The sequence below is a fragment of the Streptomyces sp. LaPpAH-108 genome (assembly GCF_000373625.1).
Classification (GTDB): domain Bacteria; phylum Actinomycetota; class Actinomycetes; order Streptomycetales; family Streptomycetaceae; genus Streptomyces.
In genome coordinates this window covers 357,241-382,179 of the sequence record NZ_KB891996.1, presented here as the reverse complement: position 1 = coordinate 382,179, position 24,939 = coordinate 357,241, and the positions used below count along the sequence as shown (strand labels likewise).

At 71.8% G+C, this 24,939-nt stretch carries 27 protein-coding genes, 1 pseudogene, 1 CRISPR repeat array and 1 riboswitch; of the genes and pseudogenes, 18 read left to right on the top strand and 10 right to left on the bottom strand.

Translation table 11 applies throughout. The features are described from left to right. Positions 1-24 precede the first annotated feature (24 nt). The 5 genes and pseudogenes from B079_RS0123915 to B079_RS0123895 all read left to right on the top strand — a co-directional run bounded on the left by B079_RS0123915 (position 25) and on the right by B079_RS0123895 (position 6,449). Positions 25-897 carry a helix-turn-helix domain-containing protein gene (locus tag B079_RS0123915; RefSeq protein WP_199779960.1) on the top strand — a complete coding sequence of 291 codons (873 nt, stop codon included), beginning with the start codon at positions 25-27 and terminating at the stop codon, positions 895-897. Positions 898-1,006: 109 nt separating this feature from the next. After that, positions 1,007-1,855 (top strand): annotated as a pseudogene (locus B079_RS32650) (ABC transporter ATP-binding protein); the annotation flags it as partial. Between the two features lie 353 nt (positions 1,856-2,208). Next, entirely contained in the window at positions 2,209-3,273 is a 1,065-nt protein-coding gene (locus tag B079_RS0123905; RefSeq protein ID WP_026249021.1) for an iron-siderophore ABC transporter substrate-binding protein, read from the top strand. Continuing rightward, a complete protein-coding gene (locus tag B079_RS0123900) occupies positions 3,270-5,354 on the top strand; it encodes an iron ABC transporter permease (protein ID WP_018548374.1) in 2,085 nt (694 codons plus the stop codon). The genes B079_RS0123905 and B079_RS0123900 overlap by 4 nt, the downstream gene beginning before the upstream one ends. 36 nt (positions 5,355-5,390) lie before the next feature. Then, positions 5,391-6,449 carry a peptidase C39 family protein gene (locus B079_RS0123895; protein ID WP_018548373.1) on the top strand — a complete coding sequence of 353 codons (1,059 nt, stop codon included), beginning with the start codon at positions 5,391-5,393 and terminating at the stop codon, positions 6,447-6,449. Between the two features lie 31 nt (positions 6,450-6,480). Here the strand turns inward: B079_RS0123895 and B079_RS0123890 are convergent, their stop codons facing one another. Beyond that, positions 6,481-7,899: an alpha,alpha-trehalose-phosphate synthase (UDP-forming) gene (locus tag B079_RS0123890; RefSeq protein ID WP_051095265.1), complete on the bottom strand. Its 1,419-nt coding sequence runs from the start codon at positions 7,897-7,899 to the stop codon at positions 6,481-6,483. Positions 7,900-8,556: 657 nt separating this feature from the next. Continuing rightward, on the bottom strand, positions 8,557-9,501 hold the full coding sequence (locus B079_RS0123885) for a glucosyl-3-phosphoglycerate synthase (RefSeq protein ID WP_018548371.1): 945 nt from the start codon (positions 9,499-9,501) through the stop codon (positions 8,557-8,559). 168 nt (positions 9,502-9,669) lie between these two features. Next, a riboswitch (SAM riboswitch) is annotated at positions 9,670-9,812 on the top strand. Between the two features lie 17 nt (positions 9,813-9,829). Between B079_RS0123885 and thrC the strand changes: the two genes are divergently transcribed. From thrC to groL, 4 genes are all read left to right on the top strand, one after another. Further along, complete coding sequence (gene thrC / locus B079_RS0123880) at positions 9,830-11,104, top strand: threonine synthase (RefSeq protein ID WP_018548370.1); 1,275 nt, start codon at positions 9,830-9,832, stop codon at positions 11,102-11,104. Further along, positions 11,101-11,376, top strand: coding sequence for a MoaD/ThiS family protein (locus B079_RS0123875; RefSeq protein ID WP_018548369.1), 276 nt, complete (start codon positions 11,101-11,103; stop codon positions 11,374-11,376). Before thrC ends, B079_RS0123875 begins: the two co-directional genes overlap by 4 nt. Before the next feature lie 431 nt (positions 11,377-11,807). Further along, positions 11,808-12,011 (top strand): cold-shock protein, encoded by a 204-nt coding sequence (locus tag B079_RS0123870; RefSeq protein WP_004929928.1) that lies wholly within the window; start codon positions 11,808-11,810, stop codon positions 12,009-12,011. 343 nt (positions 12,012-12,354) lie between these two features. Continuing rightward, the gene (gene groL, locus B079_RS0123865; RefSeq protein ID WP_018548368.1) at positions 12,355-13,977 is read left to right on the top strand and encodes a chaperonin GroEL; all 1,623 of its coding nucleotides are present in this window, start codon (positions 12,355-12,357) and stop codon (positions 13,975-13,977) included. Positions 13,978-13,988: 11 nt separating this feature from the next. On the opposite strand, the gene B079_RS0123860 is transcribed toward groL, so the two are convergent. Together B079_RS0123860 and B079_RS0123855 are read right to left on the bottom strand one after the other, a co-directional pair. After that, entirely contained in the window at positions 13,989-14,246 is a 258-nt protein-coding gene (locus B079_RS0123860) for a hypothetical protein (protein WP_018548367.1), read from the bottom strand. Positions 14,247-14,297: 51 nt separating this feature from the next. Further along, complete coding sequence (locus B079_RS0123855) at positions 14,298-14,927, bottom strand: hypothetical protein (RefSeq protein ID WP_018548366.1); 630 nt, start codon at positions 14,925-14,927, stop codon at positions 14,298-14,300. A gap of 74 nt (positions 14,928-15,001) precedes the next feature. Between B079_RS0123855 and B079_RS0123850 the strand changes: the two genes are divergently transcribed. Further along, the gene (locus tag B079_RS0123850; RefSeq protein ID WP_018548365.1) at positions 15,002-15,379 is read left to right on the top strand and encodes a nuclear transport factor 2 family protein; all 378 of its coding nucleotides are present in this window, start codon (positions 15,002-15,004) and stop codon (positions 15,377-15,379) included. 222 nt (positions 15,380-15,601) lie between these two features. Here B079_RS0123850 and B079_RS0123845 read toward each other — a convergent pair whose 3' ends face one another. From B079_RS0123845 to B079_RS0123835, 3 genes are read right to left on the bottom strand one after another with little or no spacing between them, the layout of a single operon-like run. Then, positions 15,602-15,802 (bottom strand): DUF397 domain-containing protein, encoded by a 201-nt coding sequence (locus tag B079_RS0123845; protein ID WP_051095263.1) that lies wholly within the window; start codon positions 15,800-15,802, stop codon positions 15,602-15,604. A 4-nt stretch (positions 15,803-15,806) separates the two neighbouring features. Beyond that, positions 15,807-16,013: a DUF397 domain-containing protein gene (locus tag B079_RS0123840; RefSeq protein ID WP_026249020.1), complete on the bottom strand. Its 207-nt coding sequence runs from the start codon at positions 16,011-16,013 to the stop codon at positions 15,807-15,809. Beyond that, on the bottom strand, positions 15,997-16,836 hold the full coding sequence (locus B079_RS0123835; protein ID WP_026249019.1) for a helix-turn-helix domain-containing protein: 840 nt from the start codon (positions 16,834-16,836) through the stop codon (positions 15,997-15,999). Before B079_RS0123835 ends, B079_RS0123840 begins: the two co-directional genes overlap by 17 nt. Positions 16,837-16,954: 118 nt before the next feature. Between B079_RS0123835 and B079_RS0123830 the strand changes: the two genes are divergently transcribed. Further along, positions 16,955-17,161 (top strand): hypothetical protein, encoded by a 207-nt coding sequence (locus tag B079_RS0123830; RefSeq protein ID WP_018548361.1) that lies wholly within the window; start codon positions 16,955-16,957, stop codon positions 17,159-17,161. Continuing rightward, a complete protein-coding gene (locus B079_RS0123825) occupies positions 17,158-17,397 on the top strand; it encodes a hypothetical protein (protein WP_018548360.1) in 240 nt (79 codons plus the stop codon). Before B079_RS0123830 ends, B079_RS0123825 begins: the two co-directional genes overlap by 4 nt. Before the next feature lie 10 nt (positions 17,398-17,407). On the opposite strand, the gene B079_RS0123820 is transcribed toward B079_RS0123825, so the two are convergent. Continuing rightward, positions 17,408-18,427, bottom strand: a complete 1,020-nt coding sequence (locus B079_RS0123820) for an NADP-dependent oxidoreductase (protein WP_026249018.1) — start codon at positions 18,425-18,427, stop codon at positions 17,408-17,410. Between the two features lie 111 nt (positions 18,428-18,538). Between B079_RS0123820 and B079_RS0123815 the strand changes: the two genes are divergently transcribed. From B079_RS0123815 to B079_RS0123800, 4 genes are all read left to right on the top strand, one after another. After that, complete coding sequence (locus B079_RS0123815) at positions 18,539-19,117, top strand: TetR/AcrR family transcriptional regulator (RefSeq protein ID WP_018548358.1); 579 nt, start codon at positions 18,539-18,541, stop codon at positions 19,115-19,117. A gap of 68 nt (positions 19,118-19,185) precedes the next feature. Then, a complete protein-coding gene (locus B079_RS0123810; RefSeq protein ID WP_018548357.1) occupies positions 19,186-19,797 on the top strand; it encodes a hypothetical protein in 612 nt (203 codons plus the stop codon). Between the two features lie 188 nt (positions 19,798-19,985). Further along, positions 19,986-21,113, top strand: coding sequence for an NADH:flavin oxidoreductase (locus B079_RS0123805; RefSeq protein ID WP_018548356.1), 1,128 nt, complete (start codon positions 19,986-19,988; stop codon positions 21,111-21,113). Between the two features lie 127 nt (positions 21,114-21,240). Next, positions 21,241-21,657: a hypothetical protein gene (locus tag B079_RS0123800; RefSeq protein WP_158685046.1), complete on the top strand. Its 417-nt coding sequence runs from the start codon at positions 21,241-21,243 to the stop codon at positions 21,655-21,657. A gap of 186 nt (positions 21,658-21,843) precedes the next feature. Further along, positions 21,844-22,848: direct repeats of the CRISPR family, unit length 29 nt; unit sequence GGGACCACCCCCGCATGCGCGGGGACCAC. Positions 22,849-23,207: 359 nt separating this feature from the next. Here B079_RS0123800 and B079_RS0123790 read toward each other — a convergent pair. Continuing rightward, on the bottom strand, positions 23,208-23,777 hold the full coding sequence (locus B079_RS0123790) for a hypothetical protein (RefSeq protein ID WP_018548354.1): 570 nt from the start codon (positions 23,775-23,777) through the stop codon (positions 23,208-23,210). A 194-nt stretch (positions 23,778-23,971) separates the two neighbouring features. Between B079_RS0123790 and B079_RS0123785 the strand changes: the two genes are divergently transcribed. Both B079_RS0123785 and B079_RS0123780 read left to right on the top strand, forming a co-directional pair. Beyond that, positions 23,972-24,277 carry an ArsR/SmtB family transcription factor gene (locus tag B079_RS0123785; RefSeq protein ID WP_018548353.1) on the top strand — a complete coding sequence of 102 codons (306 nt, stop codon included), beginning with the start codon at positions 23,972-23,974 and terminating at the stop codon, positions 24,275-24,277. Next, positions 24,274-24,675: a VOC family protein gene (locus B079_RS0123780; protein WP_018548352.1), complete on the top strand. Its 402-nt coding sequence runs from the start codon at positions 24,274-24,276 to the stop codon at positions 24,673-24,675. The genes B079_RS0123785 and B079_RS0123780 overlap by 4 nt, the downstream gene beginning before the upstream one ends. A 13-nt stretch (positions 24,676-24,688) precedes the next feature. On the opposite strand, the gene B079_RS0123775 is transcribed toward B079_RS0123780, so the two are convergent. Beyond that, the gene (locus tag B079_RS0123775; RefSeq protein WP_018548351.1) at positions 24,689-24,931 is read right to left on the bottom strand and encodes a hypothetical protein; all 243 of its coding nucleotides are present in this window, start codon (positions 24,929-24,931) and stop codon (positions 24,689-24,691) included. Positions 24,932-24,939: the final 8 nt, after the last annotated feature.

Here is a 24,939-nt window from a genome sequence, read left to right as displayed (position 1 = left end):
CCCCGCCGGATTACACTCCTCCCCATGTCCCGATCGTCTGCTGGTGTTCCCGGGCTTGGGATATGGCGGCGGGAGCCGGGGACTGTGGTGCGGCGGGCTTCGGCGGTGCCGGTGGGTAGGGCGCCGTTTGTCATTCTGGCCGAGTCGCAGGTTCCTGGGGTGCCCACCGAGTGGGAGCCGCATGCGCATCCCCTGCACGAGCTGGTCTGGGTGCGGGGCGGGACGCTCATGTCGCGGGTGGTGGACCGGGTGTTCACCGTGTCCGAGGGGCAGGGGCTGTGGATGCCCGCCGGGGTGGTGCACGGGGGGCGGCTGACCGCCGGGGTCGAGTTCTACGACGCCTTTTTCGCGCCCGAGCACACCCCCGTCGCCTTCGACGGGCCGACGGCGATCGAGATGACCCCCTTGCTGGAGTCGCTGCTGGGCCACCTGGCGCGTACGGATCTCGACGCGGAGGCACGCGCCCGGGCGGAGGCGGTGGTGTTCGACGTACTGGTGCCGTCGGAGCGCCCGTTCACGCTGCGGCTGCCCGGGGACGCCAGGATCGACGCGATCGCCGAGGCGCTGCTGGCGGACCCCGCCGACAACCGCTCGCTGGAGGAGTGGGCGCGGGCGCTCGGCACCAGCGACCGGACCGTCACCCGCGCGTTCCGTCAGTCCACAGGGCTGTCCTTCGCCCGGTGGCGGCAGGCGCTGCGGGTCCACCGGGCGCTGACGCTGCTCTCCGAGGGGTGGGACGTACAGACGGTCGCGGAAGAACTCGGCTACGCGCAGCCCAGCACCTTCATCGCCGCGTTCCGCAGGGTCGTGGGCACGACCCCGGGCGCGTACTTCGGTACGGCTCAGGACGCCGCGTCGGGTGTCCGGAATGCCGTATCGAATGGCGCGAACTCCTGATTGTCGGCATGACCTGGCGGAATATAACCTCCCCGTAGTTAGGTAACCCTTAGTTGGCGTCCCGCGTCGAGGGGTTCCCCACCCGTGCCCTCGATCCGACCGGACCCCCATGCCTCCCAGCGCCCCGCTCCCCAGCGACCCCCTGCCCGCGACCGCCCCCGCCACCACCCTGAGCGGCAGCGACCTCGTCCTGCGGTACGGCAGGACCCCCGTCGTGCACGGCGTCTCGCTCACCCTGGAGCCCGGCCGCGCGACCGCCCTGGTCGGCCCGAACGGCAGCGGCAAGTCCACGCTCCTGCGCTCGCTGGCCCGGCTGCACCGGGTGGACAGCGGCCGGATCACGCTCGGCGGCCACGACGGCCGCCCCGAACGCCTCGTGTCCCTGCTCGGCGCCCGCCAGTTCGCCCGGGAGGTCACGCTCTTCTCCCAGTCGCGGCCCGCGCCCCAGGGTCTGACGGTCGCGGAGGTCGTCGCCTTCGGCCGCCACCCCTACCGGCGCGGCTTCGCCGGACTCTCCGCCGAGGACCGCCGCGCGGTGGCGTACGCCATGGCCGCCACCGGCGTGCGCGACATGGCCGACCGCCCCGCGGGCGAACTCTCCGGCGGCGAGATGCAGCGCGTCTGGCTCGCGGCCTGCCTCGCCCAGGACACCTCCGTGGTGCTGCTGGACGAGCCGACGAACCATCTGGACCTGCGCTACCAGATCGAAACCCTCGATCTGGTCCGCGACCTGGTGGAGGAACACGGCGTCGCGGTCGGGATCGTGCTGCACGACCTCGACCACGCCGCGCGCGTCGCGGACACGCTGGTCCTCATGCGCGCGGGCCGCGTCCACGCGGCGGGCCGCCCCGCCGACGTGCTCACCGCCCACCACATCGCCGAGGTCTACGACATCCGTGTCGAGGTCGACGTCCACCCCCACACCGGCCGCATCCGCATCGACCCCGTCGGCCGCCACCCCGCCCCGGCCACCCCGGCCACCCCGGCCGTCCCGGCTACCTCGGCTGTCCCGGCCACTGCGGCCGTTCCGCCCGGAGACGCGGCTACCCCGGCCAGCGTCCCGGCCGCCTCGGCCGTCCCGACTACGTCGGCCACCCCAGTCGCCCCGCCCGGCGACGCGGCCACTCCGGCCACCCCAGTCGCCCCGCCCGGCGCCCCGGTCAGCGGCCCAGCCGCTCCGGCCGTCCCGACCACCTCGGCCACCCCGCCCGGCACCTAGGCCAACGACACACCGGCCACCCCGCCCGGCATCCAGGCCGACGACACACCGGCCACCCCGCTCCATGACAGAAGTGACAGAGAGGACCTCTCATGACCCGCGTTCGCCGTCTGACGGCGTCAGCCGTTGCCGTGCTCGCCGGTGCGCTCGTGGCCACCGGCTGCGGTACGACCGACGTCAAGTCCCGGGCGGGCGCCGCCGCTTCGCCCGCGTCGCAGGACTGTGCCGGAGACACCACGGCCACGTCGAAGAAGCCGGTGACGCTCACCGACGGCATCGGCCGCAAGGTGAAGCTCGACAAGCCCGCCCGCCGCATCGCGGTGCTGGAGTGGCAGCAGGTCGAGGACGCCCTGACGCTGTGCGTCACCCCCGTCGCGGTCGCCGACCCGAAGGGCTACCGCACCTGGGTCAGCGCCGAGAAGCTGCCCGCCGGGGTGACGGACATCGGCACCCGTGAGGAGCCCGACCTCGACACCCTCCTCGCGGCCAAGCCCGACCTCGTCGTCGTGGAGGCGTTCGACGCCAAGGACAAGACCCTCACCGCGCTGGAGAAGCGCGGCATACCCGTGCTGGCCACGCGCGGCGCGAACCCGAAGGACCCGATAGGCAACGTGCGGGACGTGTTCACCATGATCGGCGCGGCGACCGGCCGTACCGAGCGCGCCCAGCAGGTCGTCAAGCAGTTCGACGACCATTTCGCGGCGGCCAAGAAGAAGGTGACCGGCGCCGATCTGCCCACCAAGGACTTCCTGTTCTTCGACGGCTGGCTGGAGGGCGGCAACCTCACCGTCCGCCCGTACGGCAAGGGCGCCCTGTTCACCGCGATCGGCGAGGAACTGGGCATGAAGCCCGCCTGGACCGACAAGATCAACAAGGCGTACGGCGACGGCGGCGTCGACCCCGCCTACGGCCTCGCCCAGACCGACGTCGAGGGCCTGACCGCCGTGGGCGACGCCAACCTCTTCTACGCCAACGACGAGGGCGCCGGAGGCTACGTCAAGGCCCTGGCCAAGAACCCGGTCTGGAAGTCCCTCCCGGCCGTGAAGCAGGGCCGGGCGCACCCCTTCCCGGCGCGGGTCTGGGGCGCGGGCGGCCCGCGCTCGTGCGAGCAGGCGATCGACGCGTACGTCGACGTCCTCACCCAGAAGAAGAAGTGAGCGCACCCCGGGCCTCCGCTCCGACCACCCCCCGGGGCAACGCCCCCGCCGCAGCCGCCGTCCTCGTCCTCCTCGCCGCCGTCGTCGTCCTCGTGGGCCTGTGGCATCTGACGCAGGGCACCTCGGGCGCCGACACGGCCGACCTGCTCCGGTACCTCGCCGGGGACCGGGGCAGCGTCGACGGGGTGCCGGTCGCGGACATCGTCGCGGGCTCGCGGCTGCCGCGCCTGCTCGCCGGGGTGGCCGTCGGCTTCGCCCTCGGCGCGGCCGGTGCGCTGCTCCAGTCCGTCACCCGCAACGCGCTCGCCTCGCCGGACACCCTCGCCGTCACCGCGGGGTCCTACTTCACCCTGTCGGCGGTCGCCGCCTTCGGCCTCACCGTGCCGCTGTGGGCGTCCGGCGCCGTCGCCTTCGCGGGCGGCCTGCTCGCGGCGGCGCTCGTCCTGGCCCTCACCGGCCGGGCGGCGGGCACCACGGGCACCCGGCTCGTCCTGGCCGGATCGGCCATCGCGATGGCGCTGGACGCGGCGACCTCGATGCTGCTCATCCTGTTCCGCGACAACACCACCGGCCTGTTCGCCTGGGGCAGCGGCTCGCTCGCGCAGCTCAACATCGACGCGTCGATGCGGGCGTTCCCGCTGGTCGCGGTCGTGCTGTGCGTCGCCCTGGCACTGTCCAGGAAGCTGGACGTGCTGGGCCTGGGCGAGGAGACCGCGTCCGCGCTCGGCGTGCCGGTCCGGGCGACCCGTACGGCCGCCGTGCTCTGCGCGGTGATCCTGACCAGCACCTCCGTGACGCTCGCGGGCCCGATCGGCTTCGTCGGACTCGGCGCCCCGGTGCTGGCCCGGCTGCTCGCCACCCGGGTCCGGGCGCTGCACCGGCACCTTCTGCTCGTGCCCGCCGCCGGGCTGCTCGGCGCGCTGCTGGTCCTGCTCGCGGACGCCTCGCTGCGCGCGGTGCTCGGCGCCGAGGGGGCCGCCTCCGTCCCGACCGGCGTGCCGACCGCGCTGCTCGGCGCCGTCGTGATCGTGGTCCTCGCGCTGCGGCTGCGGGACGCGGGACCGGCCCGGCAGCCTCCGCAGGCGCGCTCCGGCATCGGCTCGCGCCGGTCGTACGCCGTCGTGGTGGGCGTCGCGGCCGTGCTGCTGGCCGCCGCCGTCCTCGTGGGCCTCCTCGCCGGGAGCCTCTGGCTGCGCACCGGGGACCTGGTGCTCTGGGTCCAGGACACCGCCCCGGACCTGATCGGGAGCGCGCTCGACGACCGGATGCCCCGCGTGGCCGCCGCCGTCCTCGCCGGTGCGGCGCTCGGCCTGGCCGGGTGCGCCGTGCAGAGCGCGGTGCGCAATCCGCTGGCCGAGCCGGGCGTGCTCGGCATCACGGCGGGCGCCGGGCTCGGCGCGGTGGTCGTCGTGACCTCCGAGGCGCCCGGCGGGCAGGCGCTGCTCGTCGTCGCCGCCGTCGCCACCGGACTCGCCACCTTCGCGCTGATCACCCTGCTGGCCTGGCGCGGCGGCTTCCTGCCCGACCGGTTCGTGCTGATCGGCATCGGCTGCGGCTACGGCCTCAGCGCCGTCACCACCTTCCTGCTGCTGCGCGCCGACCCGTGGAACACGCCCCGGATCTTCACCTGGCTCTCCGGTACGACGTACGGGCGCGCGCTGCCCGATGTCGTCCCGGTCGCGGTGGGGCTGCTGCTGGCGCTGCCGCTGCTGCTCGGGATGCGGCGGCAGCTCGACCTGCTCGCCGTGGACGAGGACACCCCGCGCGTGCTCGGGGTCCGCCCGGCGCGCACCCGGTTCGCGGCGCTCGCGATCGCGGCGGTGCTCGCGGCGCTCAGCGTGGTCGCGATCGGGGTCGTCGGCTTCGTCGGACTGGTCGCCCCGCACCTCGCCCGCGCCCTGGTCGGGGCCCGGCACAGCCGGGTGATCCCGGTCGCGATGCTGCTCGGCGCCCTGCTGGTCTGCGTGGCCGACACCCTCGGCCGCACGCTCCTCGCCCCCGCCCAGCTGCCCGCCGGACTGATGGTCGCCCTGGTCGGGGCGCCGTACTTCGTCTGGCTGCTGCGCCGCTCCCGCGCCTGACCCCCTCGCCCTCGCCGAACTCCTGGAGCACCGCTCGTGCGCAGCGTCGTCGTCCCGTTCGACCCCGCCGAAGTCCCCGCCCCGCTACGGCGGATCGCGCCTCCCGACGTGCTGACGCGCTGGTGCGCGGCCGACCGCACCCCGCACGCTCCCCGCGTGGTGGCGGTGCCCGGCGCCGGGGGCTGGACCGCCGCCGCGCTGGTGACGGGCCGCCCGCAGACGGCGTACGTGAAGATCGTCGACGCCGTCGGTGACGTGCCGTCGGCGGTCGCGGCCGTCGTCGCGTACGCCCGCGCCCAAGGGCTCGCGCAGGTCAAGTGGGAGGGCTGGACGGTGAGCGCCGAGGACGCCGCCGGGGCGGGCTTCACCCCGCTGCGGCCCCCGCTCACGGGGAGCGGGGGCGGCCCCGGCGCCGGATACGTCCGCTGGCTGGACGGCGCGGAGGTGCCCGAGCCGCCGTACTACCGGCAGAGCACCGACTTCACCTGTGGCGCCGTCACCGCCCTCCTGGTCGCACAGGCACTGGCCGGGGCGCTCCCGCGCACGTCCTTCGACCGTACGGCCGAGCTGACGCTGTGGCGGGACGCGACCAACTTCCCCGCGTGCGAGCCGGTCGGGCTGGGGGTCGCGGTGCGCCGCGCCTGGCCCGCCTCACCGGTGGAGGTGTTCCTCGACACCGACCGGCCCGTCCTGCTCGGCCACCTGCCGGAGCCCGAGCGCGCGTGGCGGGCCGTGCTCCAGCGCGCGTCCCGCACGGAGGCCGACCGGCTCGGCGTCCCGGTCGAGACGCGGCGCCTGTCCCTGACCGGCGTCCGGGACGCGATCCGGCGCCGCGAGCGGGTGCTGCTGCTGGTCTCGCTCGCCGCGATGCAGGGGTACGACGTGCCGCACTGGGTGCTCTGCCACGGCGCCGTACCGGGGGCGGTGGTGCTGGAGGACCCCTGGTTCAACGCGGCGGCGGGGGAGAGCTGGGTCGACGCCCATCTGCTGCCGGTGCCGGACGCGTCGCTGGAGGCGATGTCGCTGCTCACGGAGGACGCCGCCCGGTTCCGGGGCGCCGTACGCGTCGGCCGCGCGGAAGCGGCCGACACGTGAGCCGGGCAACACACCCTCAGGGCAAGGGAGTTCAGTCCCGCAGCGCGTTCAGCTGGTCCAGGAACCACTTCGCCGGGGGCAGGGCCGTCGCCGCCGTAGCCAGACGCTTGGAGCGCTCCGCGCGCTCGTCGTCCGGCAGGGACAGCGCCTCGTGCAGGGCCTGGGCCGTACCCACGATGTCGTACGGGTTGACCGTGAGCGCGTCCTCGGCCAGTTCCTCGTACGCGCCCGCCTCGCGGGACAGCACCAGGGCCACGCCCGCGTCCGAGACGACCGGGACCTCCTTGGCGACCAGGTTCATGCCGTCGCGGATCGGGTTGACCAGCGCCACGTCGGCCAGCCGGTAGGCGGCCAGGGAGCGGGCGAAGTCGTCCTCGACGTGCAGCAGGACCGGCGTCCAGCCCGGGGTGCCGAACTCGGCGTTGATCTCGTCCGCGATCCGGCGCACCTCGTCCGTGTAGGAGCGGTACACCGCCAGGTCCTGCCGCGAGGGGTACGCGAACGCCACGTGCACGACGCGCTCGCGCCACTCGGGGTGGTCCACGAGGAGACGGCGGTACGCCAGCAGGCCGCGCGCGATGTTCTTCGACAGCTCGGTGCGGTCGACCCGGACGATCGTCCGGCGCCCCTCGCCGATCTCGTCGCGCAGCGCCGCCATGCGCTCGTCCACGTCGGTCCGGTGCGCGCGCTCCCGCAGGAAGTCCGCGTCCGCGCCGAGCCCGTGCACACCGATCTCCGTGCCGGAGGGGATGCCGGGGCCGAGGACGGCGTGACAGCACGCGGTGAACGCGTCCGCCCACCGCCGGGTCAGGAACGCCGCCCGGTCCGCGCCCAGGATGCCGCTCAGCAGCTCGGCCGCGATGTCGTCGGGCAGAAGGCGGAAGTAGTCCGGCGGGGCCCAGGGGGTGTGGGAGAAGTGGCCGATGCGCAGGTCGGGGCGGAGCTGCCGCAGCATCCGGGGGGCGAGCGCCAGGTGGTAGTCCTGGATCAGCACCGCCGCGTCCGGCGCCGCCTCCTCGGCCAGCGCCTCGGCGAAGGCCCGGTTGTACTCCCGGTACGCCTCCCACTGCTCCCGGAATTCCGCGTCGAAGACCGGCTCCAGCGGGGTCTGGTACAGCATGTGGTGCACGAACCACAGCACGGAGTTGGCGATGCCGTTGTACGCCTCGGCGTGCGTCTCCGGGTCGATGTCCAGCATCCGCACCCGCTGCCCGCCGGTGTCCGCCTCCGGCAGCAGCCCGCCGTCCGCGCGCCGCACCGCCTCCCGGTCACCGTCTCCGAGCGCCGCGCACACCCACACCGCGTCGGTGTCAGGCCCGATCGCCGACAGCCCCGAGACGAGCCCGCCACCCCCGCGCCGCGACGTCAGCGCCCCATCCGGACCGACCGCGTACGAAACCGGCCCGCGATTCGACGCGACCAGCACCTCAGCACCCTGCGTGGAAGCCATGGTCCTCAACCTAGCCCGGCTCCCGAACCCTCAAACGTACGCGCGCCTTGGCACGACGCCTTGTATACGTCCCTCCGTATACGGCGCGGGGGCAGGTTCTGACCACCAGGGCCACCACGACCCGAGGCCACTATGGCGGGAGCCACCACGGCGGGGCCGCCACGGTCCGAGGTCGCCGATGGCGGGGACGTCCCACGGGGGGCCACCCGCACCTGACGGCGAAAGTTGTACGGGTGGTGCGGGGCGCCGGGTTCTGATGGCCACGGTCACCACGGCGGGGGCCGCCACGCCAGGGTCACCACGGCCCGAGGCCACTATGGCCGGGGCCGCCACGGCGGGGGCCGCCAGGGCGGGGGCCGCCAGGGCGGGGGCCGCCAGGGCGGGGGCCGCCATGCTCCGAGGCCGCCGATGGCGGGGACGTCCCACGGGGGCCACCCGCACCCGGCGACGAAAGTTGTACGGGCGGTGCGGGGCGCCGGGTTCTGACGGCCAGGGTCACCACGGCGGGGGCCGCCACGCCAGGGCCACCACGGCCCGAGGCCGCCGACGGCGAAGGCGCCCCACGGGGGCCACCCGCACCCGACGACGAAAGTTGTACGGGTGGTGCGGGTGGGAACGAAGAACGACGCCGAGGGCGAAGCCGAGGCGTCACCCCCGTCAAGCCACCTGGCGAGCCGCGTACTCCGCGATCTCCACCATCGGCGGCCGTTCCTCCGTGTCCACCGAGTAAGTCCGCGGCTCGAAGCCAGACACCCCCCGCTCGAACTGGGTCAGAGAGGGCCGGACCAGATGCCCACGAGCCAGCCGCAGCTGAGCCGTGCGATAGATCGCCGCCGACATACGCCCGAGCGCCTGCCCGTCCTGATGCCGGTGCTTACGGACCCCCACATCGACCTGCGCCAGCGCATCGAGCCCGACCAGATGCAGCGCGTCGACCAGCATCCCCAGCTCCACCCCGTACCCCACGGGGAACGGCAACTGCTCCAGCAGCGACCGCCGCGCCGCGTACTCACCCCCCAGCGGCTGCACGAACCCGGCCAGCTGCGGCCAGTGCATGTTCAGCAGCGGTCGCGCCATCAGCTCGGTGACCCGCCCGCCCTGCCCGGCGGCACCCCCCAGCGGCCGGTCGTACATCGCCTTGACCAGGTCGACGCCCGGATCGGTGAGCAACGGCCCCACGATGCCGAGCACGAAGTCCGAGGAGAACTCCTTCAGATCCGCGTCCACGAAGGCCACGACGTCGCCGCTGGTGGCCAGCAGCGACCGCCACAGCACCTCGCCCTTGCCGGGCACGGCGGGCACCCGGGGCAGGATCGCGTCACGGTGCACGACCCGGGCGCCCGCCGCCGCGGCGACCTCGGAGGTGCGGTCGGTGGACCCGGAGTCCACCACGACTATCTCGTCCACCAGCGGCGCCTGCGTCACCAGGTCGTGACGGATCACGGAGACGATGTCACCGACCGTCGACTCCTCGTTCAGCGCGGGCAGCACCACGGACACGGTCTGCCCGGAGCGCTGCTTGGCGGCGAGGACGCGGTGCAGCGGGCGGTCGGCCACGGACCAGGAGCGGGTGGCCAGCCAGCGCTCGGTTTCTTCCAGCATGGTCTGCGGCTCCTTCTCAACGGGGACGTACGGTCACAGGTGCCGGTGTCCAGGAACCCGTCTCGCGGTTCGGACGACACCTTCAACTGTGCTGGCCTTCGGTTACAGTCTTGAACAACGCCGATGACCATCGCATGTCCGAGACGATCGGCGTCCACAACCGCATACAGCTCATCCAGAGGGGCAGAGGGACACGGCCCTGCGAAGCCCCGGCAACTCCAGTCGGTCTCGTGCGTTCACTCGCGAGGCTCCCGGCTAGGGAAGGTGCCAAATCCGTCTCACGGCGAAGTGCGTCGTGAGGAAGATGAGGAGAAAGGGCCTCGCCTCCATGGCTGTGCAGACCATTGCCACCCCCACTGTCGATCTCGGCCCCGCCGCAGCGCTGAGCTGCCGGGAGTGCGGGCACCGCGTCCCGCTCGGCCCGGTCTTCGCCTGCGAGGAGTGTTTCGGCCCGCTGGAGATCGCCTACGACTTCTCCGGCTACGACGCCGACAGCCTCCGCAAGCGCATCGAGTCGGGCCCCGCCAGCATCTGGCGCTACGCCCCGCTGCTGCCCGTCCCGGCGGACGTCGCCGACAAGCCGAACCTCAACCCCGGCTGGACCCGCCTGGTCAAGGCCGACAACCTCGCCCGTGAACTCGGCGTCACCGGCGGCCTGTTCGTCAAGGACGACTCCGGAAACCCCACCCACTCCTTCAAGGACCGCGTGGTCGCCCAGGCCCTGGAGGCCGCCCGCGCCTTCGGCTTCGGCACGCTCTCCTGCTCCTCCACCGGCAACCTCGCGGGCGCGGTCGGCGCGGCGGCGGCCCGCGCGGGCCTGCGCTCCTGCGTGTTCATCCCGCACGACCTGGAGCAGGGCAAGATCGTCATGGCCGCGGTCTACGGCGGTGAACTCGTCGGCATCGAGGGCAACTACGACGACGTGAACCGCTTCTGCTCCGAGCTGATCGGCGACCCGGCCGGCGAGGGCTGGGGCTTCGTCAACGTCAACCTGCGGCCGTACTACGCCGAGGGCTCCAAGACGCTGGCGTACGAGATCTGCGAGCAGCTGGGCTGGGAGCTGCCGGACCAGCTCGTGGTGCCGATCGCCTCCGGCTCGCAGCTCACGAAGATCGACAAGGGGCTCAAGGAGCTGATCCAGCTCGGCCTGGTCGAGGACAAGCCGTACAAGATCTTCGGCGCCCAGGCGGAGGGCTGCTCGCCGGTGTCGGCCGCGTACAAGGCCGGGCACGACGTCGTACGGCCCCAGAAGCCGGACACCATCGCCAAGTCGCTGGCCATCGGCAACCCGGCCGACGGACCGTACGTGCTCGACATCGCCCGCCGCACCGGCGGCGCCGTGGAGGACGTGACGGACCCCCAGATCGTGGACGCCATCAAGCTGCTCGCCCGCACGGAGGGCATCTTCGCGGAGACGGCGGGCGGTGTGACGGTCGGCGTCACCCGCAAGCTGCTGGAGAACGGCGTGCTGGACCCGGCGCTCACCACCGTCGTCCTGAACACGGGCGACGGCCTCAAGACCCTGGACGCGGTGGCCGGGACCGGCCTGACCGCGACCATCCGACCGAACCTGGACTCCTTCCGAGAGGCTGGCCTCGTATGAGCGTGACCGTTCGCATCCCCACCATCCTGCGTACCTACACCGGCGGGCAGGCGGAGGTCGCTGCCGAGGGGGCGACGCTCGCCGAGGTGATCGAGGACCTGGAGAAGCACCACACCGGCATCGCCGGGCGCGTCCTGGACGACGAGGGCAAGCTCCGCCGGTTCGTCAACGTGTACGTCAACGACGACGACGTGCGCTTCGAGGGCGGCCTCCAGACGCCGACCCCGGACGGCGCCGGTGTGTCGATCATTCCGGCGGTCGCGGGCGGCTGAGAATTACCGACGGTAACGTCGGTGACAAAGCGTTCATCGAATGGCCTCCTCCGTGAGAGAAACGGAGGGGGCCATTCTGTGTGATTGAGCGCGATAGAGTTGGGGAACGCGCTCCCCGGCCGACAGGTCGGGAACCCTGGATTCATGCCGCACGCCCGACAAGAAGCAGCCAAAATGCACGGGTCAAATGCGGCATTTATTGTTTTTATGGGGCCCGACTTGCCCTGAGTTCGGCCGAATTCTCGTCAGATTCCGGACCGGTCTCGTCCAGATTTCTCGTCCGATTGACCTGTTGCAGACGGCAGTTGGACAGATACATTCAGCCGCGGTCGACGCGTTCCGGCGCACGCCCCCGACCCATGGGGGGTGAGGTCTGACCCGGGTCCGCGAAGGGTGGATCTGCGCAAGGGCCAGTAATAGGGGAGTTAGGCATGGCTCAGGGCACCGTCAAGTGGTTCAACGCGGAGAAGGGCTACGGCTTCATCGCGGTCGACGGTGGTGCGGACGTCTTCGTCCATTACAGCGCCATTCAGATGGACGGCTACCGCACCCTTGAGGAGGGCCAGCGGGTCGAGTTCGAGATCTCGCAGGGTCAGAAGGGCCCGCAGGCCGACATGGTCCGCCTCAGCGCCTGAACGTTTCTCACGCTGAACGTCTCATCGCGTCACGCATCCGTCTCACGTCTCACGTTCGAAGGGCCCGCACCCGGCACGGGGTGCGGGCCCTTCGTCCTGCACGCGTCGCCCGGCCCCGCCCCACCCGCGTCCCCCGTCCGATCCCCCGAAGGCGCTTGCACTCGACCATGCCGAGTGCTAATCATTGCGTTAGCACTCTGAAGGTGAGAGTGACAACGAAGGACCGGGTCGGTGAGGCCCGCAGGCCGGGTGGGGCAAGGAACCACGAGGCCGGCGAGCCGTCCGTCGCGGGCGCGGGCGCGGTCCGAAGGAATCACCCCCAGTCCTGGAGGGACCACTTCACATGGCCAAGATCATCGCGTTCGACGAGGAGGCGCGGCGCGGCCTCGAGCGCGGCATGAACCAGCTCGCGGACGCCGTCAAGGTGACGCTCGGCCCCAAGGGCCGCAACGTCGTCCTCGAGAAGAAGTGGGGCGCCCCCACGATCACCAACGATGGTGTCTCCATCGCCAAGGAGATCGAGCTCGAGGACCCGTACGAGAAGATCGGCGCCGAGCTGGTCAAGGAAGTCGCCAAGAAGACGGACGACGTCGCCGGCGACGGTACGACCACCGCGACCGTGCTGGCCCAGGCCCTGGTCAAGGAGGGCCTGCGCAACGTAGCCGCCGGTGCCAACCCGATGGCCCTCAAGCGCGGTATCGAGAAGGCCGTCGAGGCCGTCTCCACCGCTCTCCTTGAGCAGGCCAAGGACGTGGAGACCAAGGAGCAGATCGCCTCCACCGCCTCCATCTCCGCCGCCGACACCCAGATCGGCGAGCTGATCGCCGAGGCCATGGACAAGGTCGGCAAGGAAGGCGTCATCACCGTCGAGGAGAGCAACACCTTCGGTCTGGAGCTTGAGCTCACCGAGGGCATGCGCTTCGACAAGGGCTACATCTCCGCCTACTTCGCGACCGACATGGAGCGCATGGAGGCGGTGCTCGAGGACCCGTACATCCTCATCGCCAACTCCAAGATCTCCTCGGTCAAGGACCTGCTCCCGCTCCTGGAGAAGGTCATGCAGTCGGGCAAGCCGCTGCTGATCATCGCCGAGGACGTCGAGGGCGAGGCCCTGTCGACCCTGGTCGTCAACAAGATCCGCGGCACCTTCAAGTCCGTCGCCGTCAAGGCCCCGGGCTTCGGCGACCGCCGCAAGGCCATGCTCGGCGACATCGCCATCCTCACGGGCGGCGAGGTCATCTCCGAGGAGGTCGGCCTCAAGCTCGAGAACGCGACGCTGGACCTCCTGGGCCGCGCCCGCAAGGTCGTCGTCACCAAGGACGAGACCACGATCGTGGACGGCGCCGGTTCCTCGGAGCAGGTGCAGGGCCGCGTGAACCAGATCCGCGCCGAGATCGAGAACAGCGACTCGGACTACGACCGCGAGAAGCTTCAGGAGCGCCTGGCGAAGCTCGCGGGCGGCGTGGCGGTCATCAAGGCCGGTGCTGCCACCGAGGTGGAGCTCAAGGAGCGCAAGCACCGCATCGAGGACGCCGTGCGCAACGCCAAGGCGGCCGTCGAGGAGGGCATCGTCGCCGGTGGTGGCGTGGCCCTGCTGCAGGCGGGTCAGGTCTTCGACAAGCTGGAGCTGTCGGGCGACGAGGCGACCGGTGCCAACGCGGTCAAGCTCGCCCTTGAGGCCCCGCTGAAGCAGATCGCCGTCAACGGTGGTCTCGAGGGCGGCGTCGTCGTGGAGAAGGTCCGCAACCTGCCCGTCGGCAACGGCCTGAACGCCGCGACCGGCGAGTACGTCGACATGATCGCCGAGGGCATCATCGACCCGGCGAAGGTCACGCGCTCCGCGCTGCAGAACGCGGCCTCCATCGCCGCGCTCTTCCTCACCACCGAGGCCGTCATCGCCGACAAGCCGGAGAAGGCCGCCGCGGCTGCTCCGGGCGGTATGCCGGGCGGTGACATGGACTTCTGATCCTTCTCGGATCAACTGTCCTTTCCGAGGGCGGCACTTCCCTCCGGGTTACCGGGGGAGGTGCCGCCCTCGGGCGTTCGCGGGGTCTTCTTCTCGTCACGGCTGCGCCTGAACCTCCGCCACACGTCCCACGCGAACGAGAGGCTGCCGAGCGCGACGGCCCAGGCGATGTACTCGCCGTCGACGGCCATCCAGACGCACATCCCGGCGAGGGTGACGCAGGCGAACGCCTCCGCGAGTCCCTTCAGTTGGTCGGTGCTCGGTCTCATCGGTCCACCTCGGTCCGGTAGCGGGGGTCTTTTCAGCGGGCCCGGGGATGCCTAGCAGTAGCCGTCGAGCCTGGGGCTCGTGGCGGGGGTGAGGCGGGGCAGCGGGTGGTCGGTGAGGCCGGTGGTGGTCGAGTGCAGGAGGTCGAGGAGGGTGGAGCCCGGGTAGCCCCGGAAACTGGTGTACGCGGCGCGGTGGTTGCTGTTCCAGTAGCTCACGACCCGCCGCTGGGTGCGTGCGTAGAACTCCGGGTTGTCCGTGAGGAACGTCCCGTACGCGAGCCGGGTTCCGGTGCCGGGCAGGGCGAGGTCGCGGAGCGCGTCGCGGATGACGACCAGGATCTCCAGGACGTACTCACCGGCCAGCCGCACCACGAACGGTAGGACCCAGGGGTCGGCGGACCCGATGATCTGCTCCAGGTGCCGCTGCCGCACCCTGCCGTCGTGGTGCCGTGAGTACAGGCAGTGCAGGAGCTGCCGTTGGCGCGGCGACAGCGCGTCCGCTGGTGGTTCGTCGTTGTAGACGCGCTCGGGGATGGTGACGTACTGGCCTGCCACGACGACCGAGAAGTCGATAGGAGAGGTGAGCCGGGAGGCGGGCATGACGGCCACCACGGCTTCCGCGTCGGCGGCAAGTTCGGCCGGAAACGCCGTGATCAAGGGGGAGTTGCTGAGGGGCGGCACGGGGTGATCTTAGGTGGGGGGCGCCGCTCGGGGCAGGGATCGAGCGCACGCGAAACGGCTGGTATTACTGGGGCATGCAGGAAGAGACCGCACGCTCCGCGATCGACACGTTCATCTCCGCGTTCAACGCCTCGAACGACAGCTATGTGACGGCCCTGCTCTCCCAGGCCCTGACCTCGGACGTGGTCTTCTGGGGACCGTTGGGTCGCAGCGAAGGAATCGAGGCGGTCGAGCGGTTCGTGCTGGACATCCGGCGCCACCCGGCGGGGACCGGCACGATGGTGCGCTGCTCAGCGGTGGACATGCCTGGCGAATGGGCCCGGTACCAGTGGGTCTTCACCACGCCGGACGGAGGCCCCCGCCTGGCGGGGACGGACGTCGTCCATCTGCGACGGAGCCTCATCGACCAGGTCATCGTCTTCGCGGGGGAGATCGAGCCGTCTGCCTCCTGAGCCGGCACGGCTCGACTTGAGCGCGGCCAGGGTGTCGGCAGTGCGCTTGCGGTGCGGTTGACGGGTCGGGCGACTCCTTCCAGGTCCTGGTGCGCTGGAAGGAGGCGGGGACGGCCTCCCGCCCACGGGGGGTCCGGGCAGGTCAGGCGCACGATCCGCTGCAGCGGGGGCTGCTCCTAGGCACTCCCCGCCGCTGAACCGGCCTTGGGCAGGGGCGTCTGGTCAGTCGCGTTTGAGGTCCTCCACGAACGCGGACCATGCCTCCGGCGGGAGCAGGAGGTTTGGGCCGTGGGGATTCTTGGAGTCGCGGACCGGGATGTGGGTGGGGTGGGCGTCGGCCACTTCCAGGCAGTTGCCGCCGCTGCCGCCGCTGTATGTCGACTTGCGCCAAGCGGGTTCCATGCTGCCGACACTCCGCCGCATCTGGTCAGCCTCGCTTGAGGGCTTCCACGAACGCCGACCAGGCGCCCGGCTGGAAGGCGAGCTTCGGGCCGAGGGGGCTCTTCGAGTCGCGCACGGGGATGAGGGCGGGATGAGCGTCGGCCACTTCCAGACAGTCGCCGCCGCTGCCGCCGCTGTACGTCGACTTGCGCCAGGTGACTGAGTTCGGGCCTAGCTCAGGGGTGTTCCTCATGTGCGTAATCCTGTGCCATTGCATCAAGCAGAACAAGGGAGTTGGCTGGTGAGAGAGCAGAGGCTGCCAGCAACTCGAAGGTACGCCTGTGGTGCATGACGATGGATGGTTCGTCCTCCAGGCGCCCGGTGCCGACCCCCTCGAAGTAGAGCACCGGCGGAGCGCCTTCGAAGTCCATCAACTTGACGGACCCTTCCATCGCAACGTGCGCTCCGGCGTCGAATGGCAGCACCTGCACGATAGCCCGGTGCTCCCGGGCCACGTCGGCCACCCGCCGTACCGCCTCCGCCATCACTGTCCGGCCGCCTGTCATGCGACGCAGGGCCGCCTCGTCGATCACGACCCAAAACAAGAGGTTTGTTGGATCGTCCAGGAGGAGCGTGCGCGCGATCCGCATGGACACCAGGTCATCCAGCTTCTGCTCCGATGCCGTTGGCCGGTAGGCGCGGAAGACGGCACGTGCGTAGGCGGGAGTCTGGAGCAGCCCGGGGATCAGTAGGGGCGTGTACTGCCTGATCGCAGTGGCCTGCGCCTCCGCTTCTGCCGCTTCGACGAAATGTTCTGGGTACTTCGACTTGGCTGCCGCCGCACAGTTGCGCGTGAAGAAGTCGCCCGTGTCCAACGCCTGGTCCAGGAGACGCGCGTACTCCGGCTGCATCCGGCGCGTACCCGCCTCCAGTTGACCAATGTAGGACCCGCTGACGAACAGAAGCTGGCCCAACTGTTCCTGACTCAACCCCTTCCGCTCGCGCGCATGGCGCAACTCCGCCCCGATCATTGCTCGGGGTGACGACGCCGGGTCGAGATCCTTAGGTCCTGGCATGAGTTCACTCCTCGTCCCACAGATGGACGTGTTGGGACTCCCCCTCTGGCCAGGGTAAAAGCGGAGCGACCACGCTGTGTGCGGAACATCAATACTCAGCGTGGAGGATGAATCAGCGATGAAGCCGCAAGCCACCGCAGAGCAGGCCGTGGAACGACTGCGTACAGCCCTCAAGGAGGCCGGCGTCGTGCTGCCCTCGCTGCGGGTCGATCTGGTCACCGGTATCTACGGCGACCCCAACGCCCTGATCGACCTGGGCCGTTGCAACGTGGCCGTGGCCTCCCGGCTGGCGGACGTGGTCGCGGGGCAGGGTGATGAGGAGTGACCGTACCCGAGCCCCCGGCTGTCGGCGCGTACGCGAAGGACGCGCGGAACGGCCGTATCGGGGAGGTCATGGGCCGGGTCGGCGGCCGGGTGCAGCTGCGCCCGGTCGGCGGGGGCCGGGAGTGGGACGTACCGCCGGGCGAACTCGGAGAGGCCGAGCCCGCCGACGTACTGCGGGAACGCGTACGGCGGTTGAACCGGGACGCCCGCCTCCGCGCCCAGATCGAGTCGCCCTGACGGCGGTGGTTCAGTCCTGCGGAACCGTGAGGACGAGCTTGCCCTGGATGTGCCCCCGGGCGGCCCGCTCGTGCGCGGCGCGGGCCTCCGCGAGCGGGTAGGTGCTGTCGAGCGCGACACGGATCGTACCCGCGTCCAACAGCTCGGCCAGCTCGGCGAGTTGGGCTCCGCTGGAGCGAACCTGGGCCGTGGACACGGTGATTCCCCGCTTCGCGACCTCCTCGGCGTCGAACTCGCCGGGGAAGACGGGGAAGAGGGAGCCGCCCGGCTTCAGCGTGGAGAGGAACCGCCCGCTGTGGGGCCCGCCGACCGTGTCCAGGACGAGGTCGAGATCGTGGACGAGGTCTTCGGGGCGGGCCCGGGTGTAGTCGATGAACCGGTCGGCGCCGAGGTCGCGGAGGAACGCCTCGTGCGCGCCGGAGGCCACCGCGATGACCCGCGCGCCCCGCCACTTGGCGAGCTGGACCGCGAGGTGTCCTACGCCGCCCGCCGCGCCGTTGACGAGGACGGTCGTGCCGGGGCCGAGGGGGGCCGGGCGGTGCGGGGTCTCCTGGAAAGGGGAGGGGCGGTCGTGGCCGGGGTCGATCAGGAACTGCCATGCCGTGAGCCCGGCCATGGGCGCCCCGGCGGCGTGGAGGTGGTCGATGCCGGGCGGTTTGCGGGCGAGGTCGGCGGCGGGGGCCGTCACGTACTCGGCGTAGGCGTGGCCGTCGAAGCTGGGGAAGCGCAGGAGGCCGTAGACCTCGTCGCCGACGGTGAAGCCGTGCGCGTCGGGGGCGACGGCCGCGACGACGCCCGAGACGTCCGTGCCGGGGATCACCGGGAGGCGGACCGTCGACCCGGTCTCGCCGGGCATGGTGGTCATGCCGCCGCGCAGATACCAGTCGGGCGGGTTGACGCCGACCGCGTGGACGCGGATCAGCACCTCGCCGGGGCCGGGCTCGGGGAGCGGTACCCCGTCGTCGTAGCGCAGGACCTCGGGGCCGCCGTACTCGTGCAGCCGGATCGCCCTCATCGTGGGTGTCGTCATCGTGTTTCCCCTGCTCGCATGGCGGGATAGGCTTATCCGGTTCAGTGGTCCACCTATCCGGATCACTGATCCGAATATATGGGTCACTGATCCGGACAGCAAGGGGAGCCGATGCGCGCCGACGCCAGGAAGAACCGCGATCACCTGCTGGCGACCGCGGGCGCCGCCCTCGCCGAGCAGGGCACCGACGTGTCGCTGCGCGACATCGCCCGCCGCGCCGGGGTCGGCCTCGCCACCCTGCTGCGCCACTTCCCGACCCGCGAGGCCCTGCTGGAGGCCCTGCTCCGGACGAGCTTCGACGAACTGACCGCGCGGGCGGCCGAGTTCGAGGAGTCCCGCGCGCCCGAGGACGCCCTCGTCTCCTGGGTGCGCGACTGCGTCGCCTGGACGACCGCGTACCGGGGCGTCACCGTCCTGATGGCCGCCGCCATCGACGACCCCGACTCCGCCCTCCACGCCTCCTGTGTCACCCTCCGCGCGGCCGGTGCCCGCCTCCTGGCCCGCGCCCAGTCCTCCGGCACCGCCCGCCCCGACCTCGACGGCACCGACCTCTTCGCCCTCATCGCCGCCCTCGCCTGGCTCGGCGACCAGCCCGCCCTGGCCCCCCGCGCGGACCATCTTTTCGAGGTGGTGGCGGGGGCGATCCTGGTGAGCGGGGTGGTGAAGGGAGCGGCGGGAGCGGGGTCGTAGGCGGCCGGGCCGCGCCCGACGGCCGGGCGCCAGACGTGGGGTGGTGCGCTCCGCCACACTGTCCTGCCATGGCGAGCAGTCTGAGTACGACGGTCATCGCGATCTGCGGCACCCTGCTCGGCAGCGGGCTGACCGCGTGGGCGGCGGCGCTGGCCGAGCGGCGCAGGAACGAGGCACTCGAACGGCAGCAGATGCGGGAAGAGGCCGCGCGGGAGCGGGACCGGCGGCGCGAGCTGCGGGCTGAGCACCAGAAGTGGCGCAGGGACCGCCGGCAGGCCGCGTATCAGGACCTGATGGACGCCGCCCATGAAGCGCAGGGCGCTGTGTGGCAGTTGGGGCGGCTCGTCCTCGAACCGTTCGACCAGCATCGCTACGACGTCCGGCGGGGCGTCGCGATCGACGCCGTACGGGCGACTCGTCGCGCGGCCGACGCGGTTCAACTGGAGGGGCCGGAGGATGTCGCGCAGGTCGCCGAGGAGTACGCGCGGGCCGTGGACCGGCATATCGGGCCGCCGATCGAGGCGCTGACGGGGAGGGGCCAGGGGGCGCCGAGTGAAACCCGGATCGAGGGTTACCGTTCGGCCGCCGCCGAGACGGAGGCCCTGGTGGAGGCCTGTCGGCAGCGGTTCGTCCCCTTGGCCCGGCGGGCGCTGGACGAGCTGGTGGAGGGCGTCGAGTAGCGCGTTCGCGCGCGGGTGTGTGTCCCGGTGTGGCCGAGGGGCGAGGTGGCCGGGGTCACAAGGCGGGGCGCGAAGGGGCGGAATACGGGGTCGTGGGCGGCGGGTTGTTTCAGGGGGTGCACAATTGCGTGCGCACATACCGCCTGGTCAACACCGTAGCCCCACCGTACTCACGAGGAGCCCCCCACGTGACCGTCACGACGCCCGCCGCCTCCCGCGCGGCCCAGCTCCTGTCCCGCCCGATCCAGCTCAACGGCCTGACCGTCCCGAACCGGATCGTGATGGCGCCGATGACCCGCATGTTCTCGCCGGGCGGCATCCCCGGTGAGGACGTGGTGTCGTACTACTCCCGCCGCGCCGCGAACGGTGTCGGCCTCATCGTCACCGAGGGCACCTACGTCGGCCACGACTCGGCCGGTCAGAGCGACAGCGTGCCGCGCTTCCATGGCGAGGACCAGCTCGCGGGCTGGGCGAAGGTCGCGCGGGAGGTGCACGCGGCGGGCGGCACGATCGTCCCGCAGCTGTGGCACATCGGCATGGTCCGCAAGCAGGGCGAGCCGCCGTTCGCGGACGCTCCCGCCGTGGGCCCGTCCGGCATCCACAAGGAGGGCGCCGAGCCCAAGGGCAAGGCCATGACGCAGTCCGACGTGGACGACGTCATCGCCGCGTTCGCGCAGGCCGCCGCCGACGCCGAGCGCATCGGCTTCGACGGTGTCGAGATCCATGGTGCCCACGGCTACCTTCTCGACCAGTTCCTGTGGGCGGGCACCAACCGCCGCACCGACGCCTACGGGGGCGACCCGGTCGCCCGCGCCCAGTTCTCCGCCGAGATCGTCGCGGCCGTCCGCGAGCGCGTCTCCGCCGAGTTCCCGATCATCTTCCGCTACTCGCAGTGGAAGCAGCAGGACTACACCGCGCGCCTCGCGGAGACCCCGGAGGAGCTGGAGGCGATCCTGACGCCGCTGTCCGCCGCCGGTGTCGACGTCTTCCACGCCTCCACCCGCCGCTACTGGGAGCCCGAGTTCGACGGCTCCGACCTCAACCTCGCGGGCTGGACCAAGAAGATCACCGGCAAGCCGGTCATCACCGTCGGCTCGGTCGGCCTGGACGGCGACTTCGTCAAGGCCTTCCAGGGCGAGGGCGCCCCGGTCAAGGGCATCGACGACCTCCTCGACGGCCTGGAGAGCGGCGAGTACGACATGGTCGCGATCGGCCGTGCGCTGCTCCAGGACCCGGAGTGGGCTGCGAAGGTCCTGTCCGGCCGCTTCGACGAGCTGAAGCCGTACGACGCTGCCGCGCTGCAGTCGCTCAGCTGAGGTTCGTTGTTTTTGGCGCCGGGTGCCGGGTGCCGGGCGCCGGGTGGGTCAACTCCTGCCCGGCGCCTTGCTGTTGCTGCCGTACCTTGTGTGCGGTGTGCATGGTGTGCACGGGGTCAGGGAGGGCATGTCCATGCGGTATGGCGGCAGGGGTGCGCGAGTGGTGGCGGCTGTCGTGGCCGCCGTCCTGATGAGCGGCTGGACGACCGGCTGTTCGTCGGAGGAACCGGCACAGGCCAAGGTGTGGGAGCGGTTCTACTGCGCCAAGCTGACGGCCTGGCAGAACGCCAGGAACGCCACGACGCACGCCGACGCCGGGGGCGGGCAGGGTGCCGGGCCGCTCGCCTCCGAGGAGGCCGACTCCGCAGCCCGCTCGCTCCTCGCCGCCGCGAGAAGACTCGACCGGGAAGGTCTCGGCGGCGGCGCCACCCCCCTCCTGGACGACACCGCCAACGCGGTCGCCGGCGACCCTGGAGCCGAGGGGCGCGCGCTGTCCTACTGCGCCGACACGGGCTTCGGCCCCCTGGTCGGCCGGTCCGGCTGAACGCCGACGCGATCGGCCGACCCGGCGAAGTGAGAGCCGGGCCCCGGACATTGTGCTCGCCGGTAACCAAGCGGGCACGCGTGCGGAGCGGCGGTGACGGGTGGCCGTGTGCCGCTCGGGGGCGCCGGGAGGATCCCCGCGTACGCGGGACCACATCAGCCGGGTCAGGGCGGCGATCAGCCGCGCGGGACCACCCCCGCATGCGCGGGGACCACTGGTGCGTCGTCCTTCAGGAACGCACCCGTCTGGGACCACCCCCGCATGCGCGGGGACCACGTCGCCCGACAGGCAGCATGGGCGGCGGGCCAGGGACCACCCCCGCATGCGCGGGGACCACCGCTTGCGCTGGGTGTAGCGGCGGCAGCCGGAGGGATCACCCCCGCATGCGCGGGGACCACTACTCCTGGAACGTCTCGAGCAGGTCCTCGGCGGGACCACCCCCGCATGCGCGGGGACCACCTCCGCCCCGAGTACCAGGGCCGTCAGGGCGAGGGGCCACCCCCGCATGCGCGGGGACCACGCGGCCGGGCGGCCCTTGCCGGTCAGGCCTTGGGGGCCACCCCCGCATGTGCGGGGACCGCACGGTCACCAACCTCGCCGACCGCACCGCCCGGGGACCACCCCCGCATGTGCGGAGACCACGACGGCTGGGACAGCCCGGACGTGCGGACCCAGGGACCACCCCCGCATGTGCGGGGACCACGACGTCGACCTCTACGACGACGGATTCCCAGAGGGACCACCCCCGCATGTGCGGGGACCATCCGTACATCGCGGTGCCCGCGACGGTGCCCGCGGGACCACCCCCGCATGTGCGGGGACCATCCGCATGGTCGCGGTCGTCGGCGACCTGACCGGGGACCACCCCCGCATGTGCGGGGACCACTCCGTGTTCAAGCACGTCAGCCTGACGGCGATGGGACCACCCCCGCATGCGCGGGGACCACCGCCTCCGAGAAAGTGCGCGTTCCGTCGGGGTCGGACCACCCCCGCATGCGCGGGGACCACCTGCGGACCGCGCTGGCCGGGCGCGCCGAGGCGGGACCACCCCCGCATGCGCGGGGACCACTTCGCCGCCGACAGGAGCTTGCTGGTCTCCTTGGGACCACCCCCGCATGCGCGGGGACCACATGGCCATGCACCAGGCCACGGCGGTGAGGATGGGACCACCCCCGCATGCGCGGGGATCACAGGTGTTGAGCTGCATGTTTACACGTGCGGGCCGTGGATTTTGCCCACTTTGCTGAAGTGCGGCATATCGACAATCAAGGGCATAGGGGGTTTGTCGATCGGCGTACTGGCCTGGGCAGCCGATTCGTGGCGTCGGCTGGTCGGTGTCGTGGGCATGTTGGAGTGCGAGGACGCCGATGCGGATGCTCCGGGTTGGCCGCTTCGGACCAGGGCGGCCCCACGTGCCGAGCTGTTCTCGGCCGGGACGGCAACATCGCCGAGGCCGCCGGGCTGTCGAGCGTGGGTGCGGCCAGGGCTTGAAGCGGGAGTCCAGTCGAAGGCTTCGCCCGGAATCCCCGGGCTTGGGGCCGGGGAGGGGGTCACATGTTGCCCATCGGCTCGACGTCCACATAGGTGGGCGTCCCCCATACCCGCAGGACCTCGTAGTCGGTGAACTCGTGCACCAGGCGGTACGCCATCGCGGGGCGGGAGCCCCGGCGCTGGGCGGCGAGGTACGCCTCCGCCTCGGCGCGGTCGCGGCGGGGCGTGCCGCACAGCTGCCACTCGCGGCCGTTCCACGCCTCCGGGAGCCAGCGCTGCTGGGGCTGGGGGCGCTCGGCGCGGACGCCGTAGCGGGAGGGGGACTTCGCGGGGGCGTCCGTCGGGCGGGACGAGCCGCCGTACTCCGCGCGCTGGGCCGACCGGCGTCGCGTCTCGCACAGCAGGCACAGGTCGGGGGCGCTCGTGTCCACCGGGCCCTGCGGGTGCTCGGGGCAGCGGGTGAGCGGGGCGCCCGCCTCCAGGCTGTCCTCCAGCAGGTCCAGCGCGCGCCGCAGATCGGCCTTGACCTCGTGCAGCCGGGCGTCCGGGGTGTCGGTCGTCAGCGACTCGCCGTGCTCCCCGACCAGCCGGAGGGCACGACCGAGCGCGGTGAGCTGGGCGTGATTCATGGCTCCAGCTTCTCACCCGGGGCGGGGCGCGCGGGGAGTGGACCGGCTTGATAGGCAAGTGGGGGCTTGCCTATGGTGGGCGCGTGGCGGACGAGGACTCCTGTGTGGACGACCCATGTGCGGATGACCCCTGTGGAGACGGTTCCCATGTGGGCGACCCATGTGTGGGCGCCCCCTGTGGGGACAGTTCCTATGTGGGCGACCCCCATGTGGACGACATACTCAAGGCGCTGGCCGACCCCACCCGTCGGCGCATCCTCGACGAGTTGTCGGAGCGTGACGGCCAGTCCCTGTTCGAGATCTGCGCCCGGCTGGCGACCCGGCACGGTCTGGGGCTCTCCCGGCAGGGGATCAGCCAGCATCTGGCCGTACTGGAGGCCGCGGACCTGGTCCGTACGCGCCGCGAGGGCCGCTACAAGTTCCATGACCTGAACACCGAACCGCTTGAGCGCGTGCTCACCCGCTGGCTCAGGCCCGGCACCCCGGAGGGTTCCCCGTGAGGATCAACCTCGCCAGTGTCTTCGTCGACGACCAGGCCAAGGCCCTGCGCTTCTACACCGACATGCTGGGCTTCGTGAAGAAGTCCGACGTCCCGCTCGGCGAACACCGCTGGCTCACCGTGGTCTCGCCCGAGCAGCCCGACGGCACCGAACTGGTCCTGGAACCCGACGTCCACCCCGCCGCCAAGGCGTACACCGCGGCCCTCGCCGAGGACGGCATCCCGGCCACCTCCTTCGCCGTGGACGACGTCCGCGCCGAGTACGCCCGCCTGCGCGGACTCGGCGTCCGCTTCACCCAGGAACCGGTCGACATGGGGCCGGTCGTCACCGCCGTCCTGGACGACACGTGCGGGAACCTCATCCAGATCGCCGAGTACGTGGGCGGCGCCCCCATGTAGCGCGGGGTCTGTTTCAGCCCTTGTGCTGGATCAGGCTTCCCTTCCCGCACGCCGCAGGCGCCTCACCCAGCGGAAGCGGGGACGCGGCCTTCAACACGGGCCCCACAGCGAGCCCGGCCGCACACCCAGCGGTGTCGGTCGCGGTCCAGCGGTCCCCGCTGTCGGCGGTGGCGTTGGCACCGGCCGCGTGCGCGGGAGCGGCCAGCGCGGCGGCGGAGACGGCAAGAGCGGCAGTGGTGAACAGGGCTTTCATCATGCCGGGGC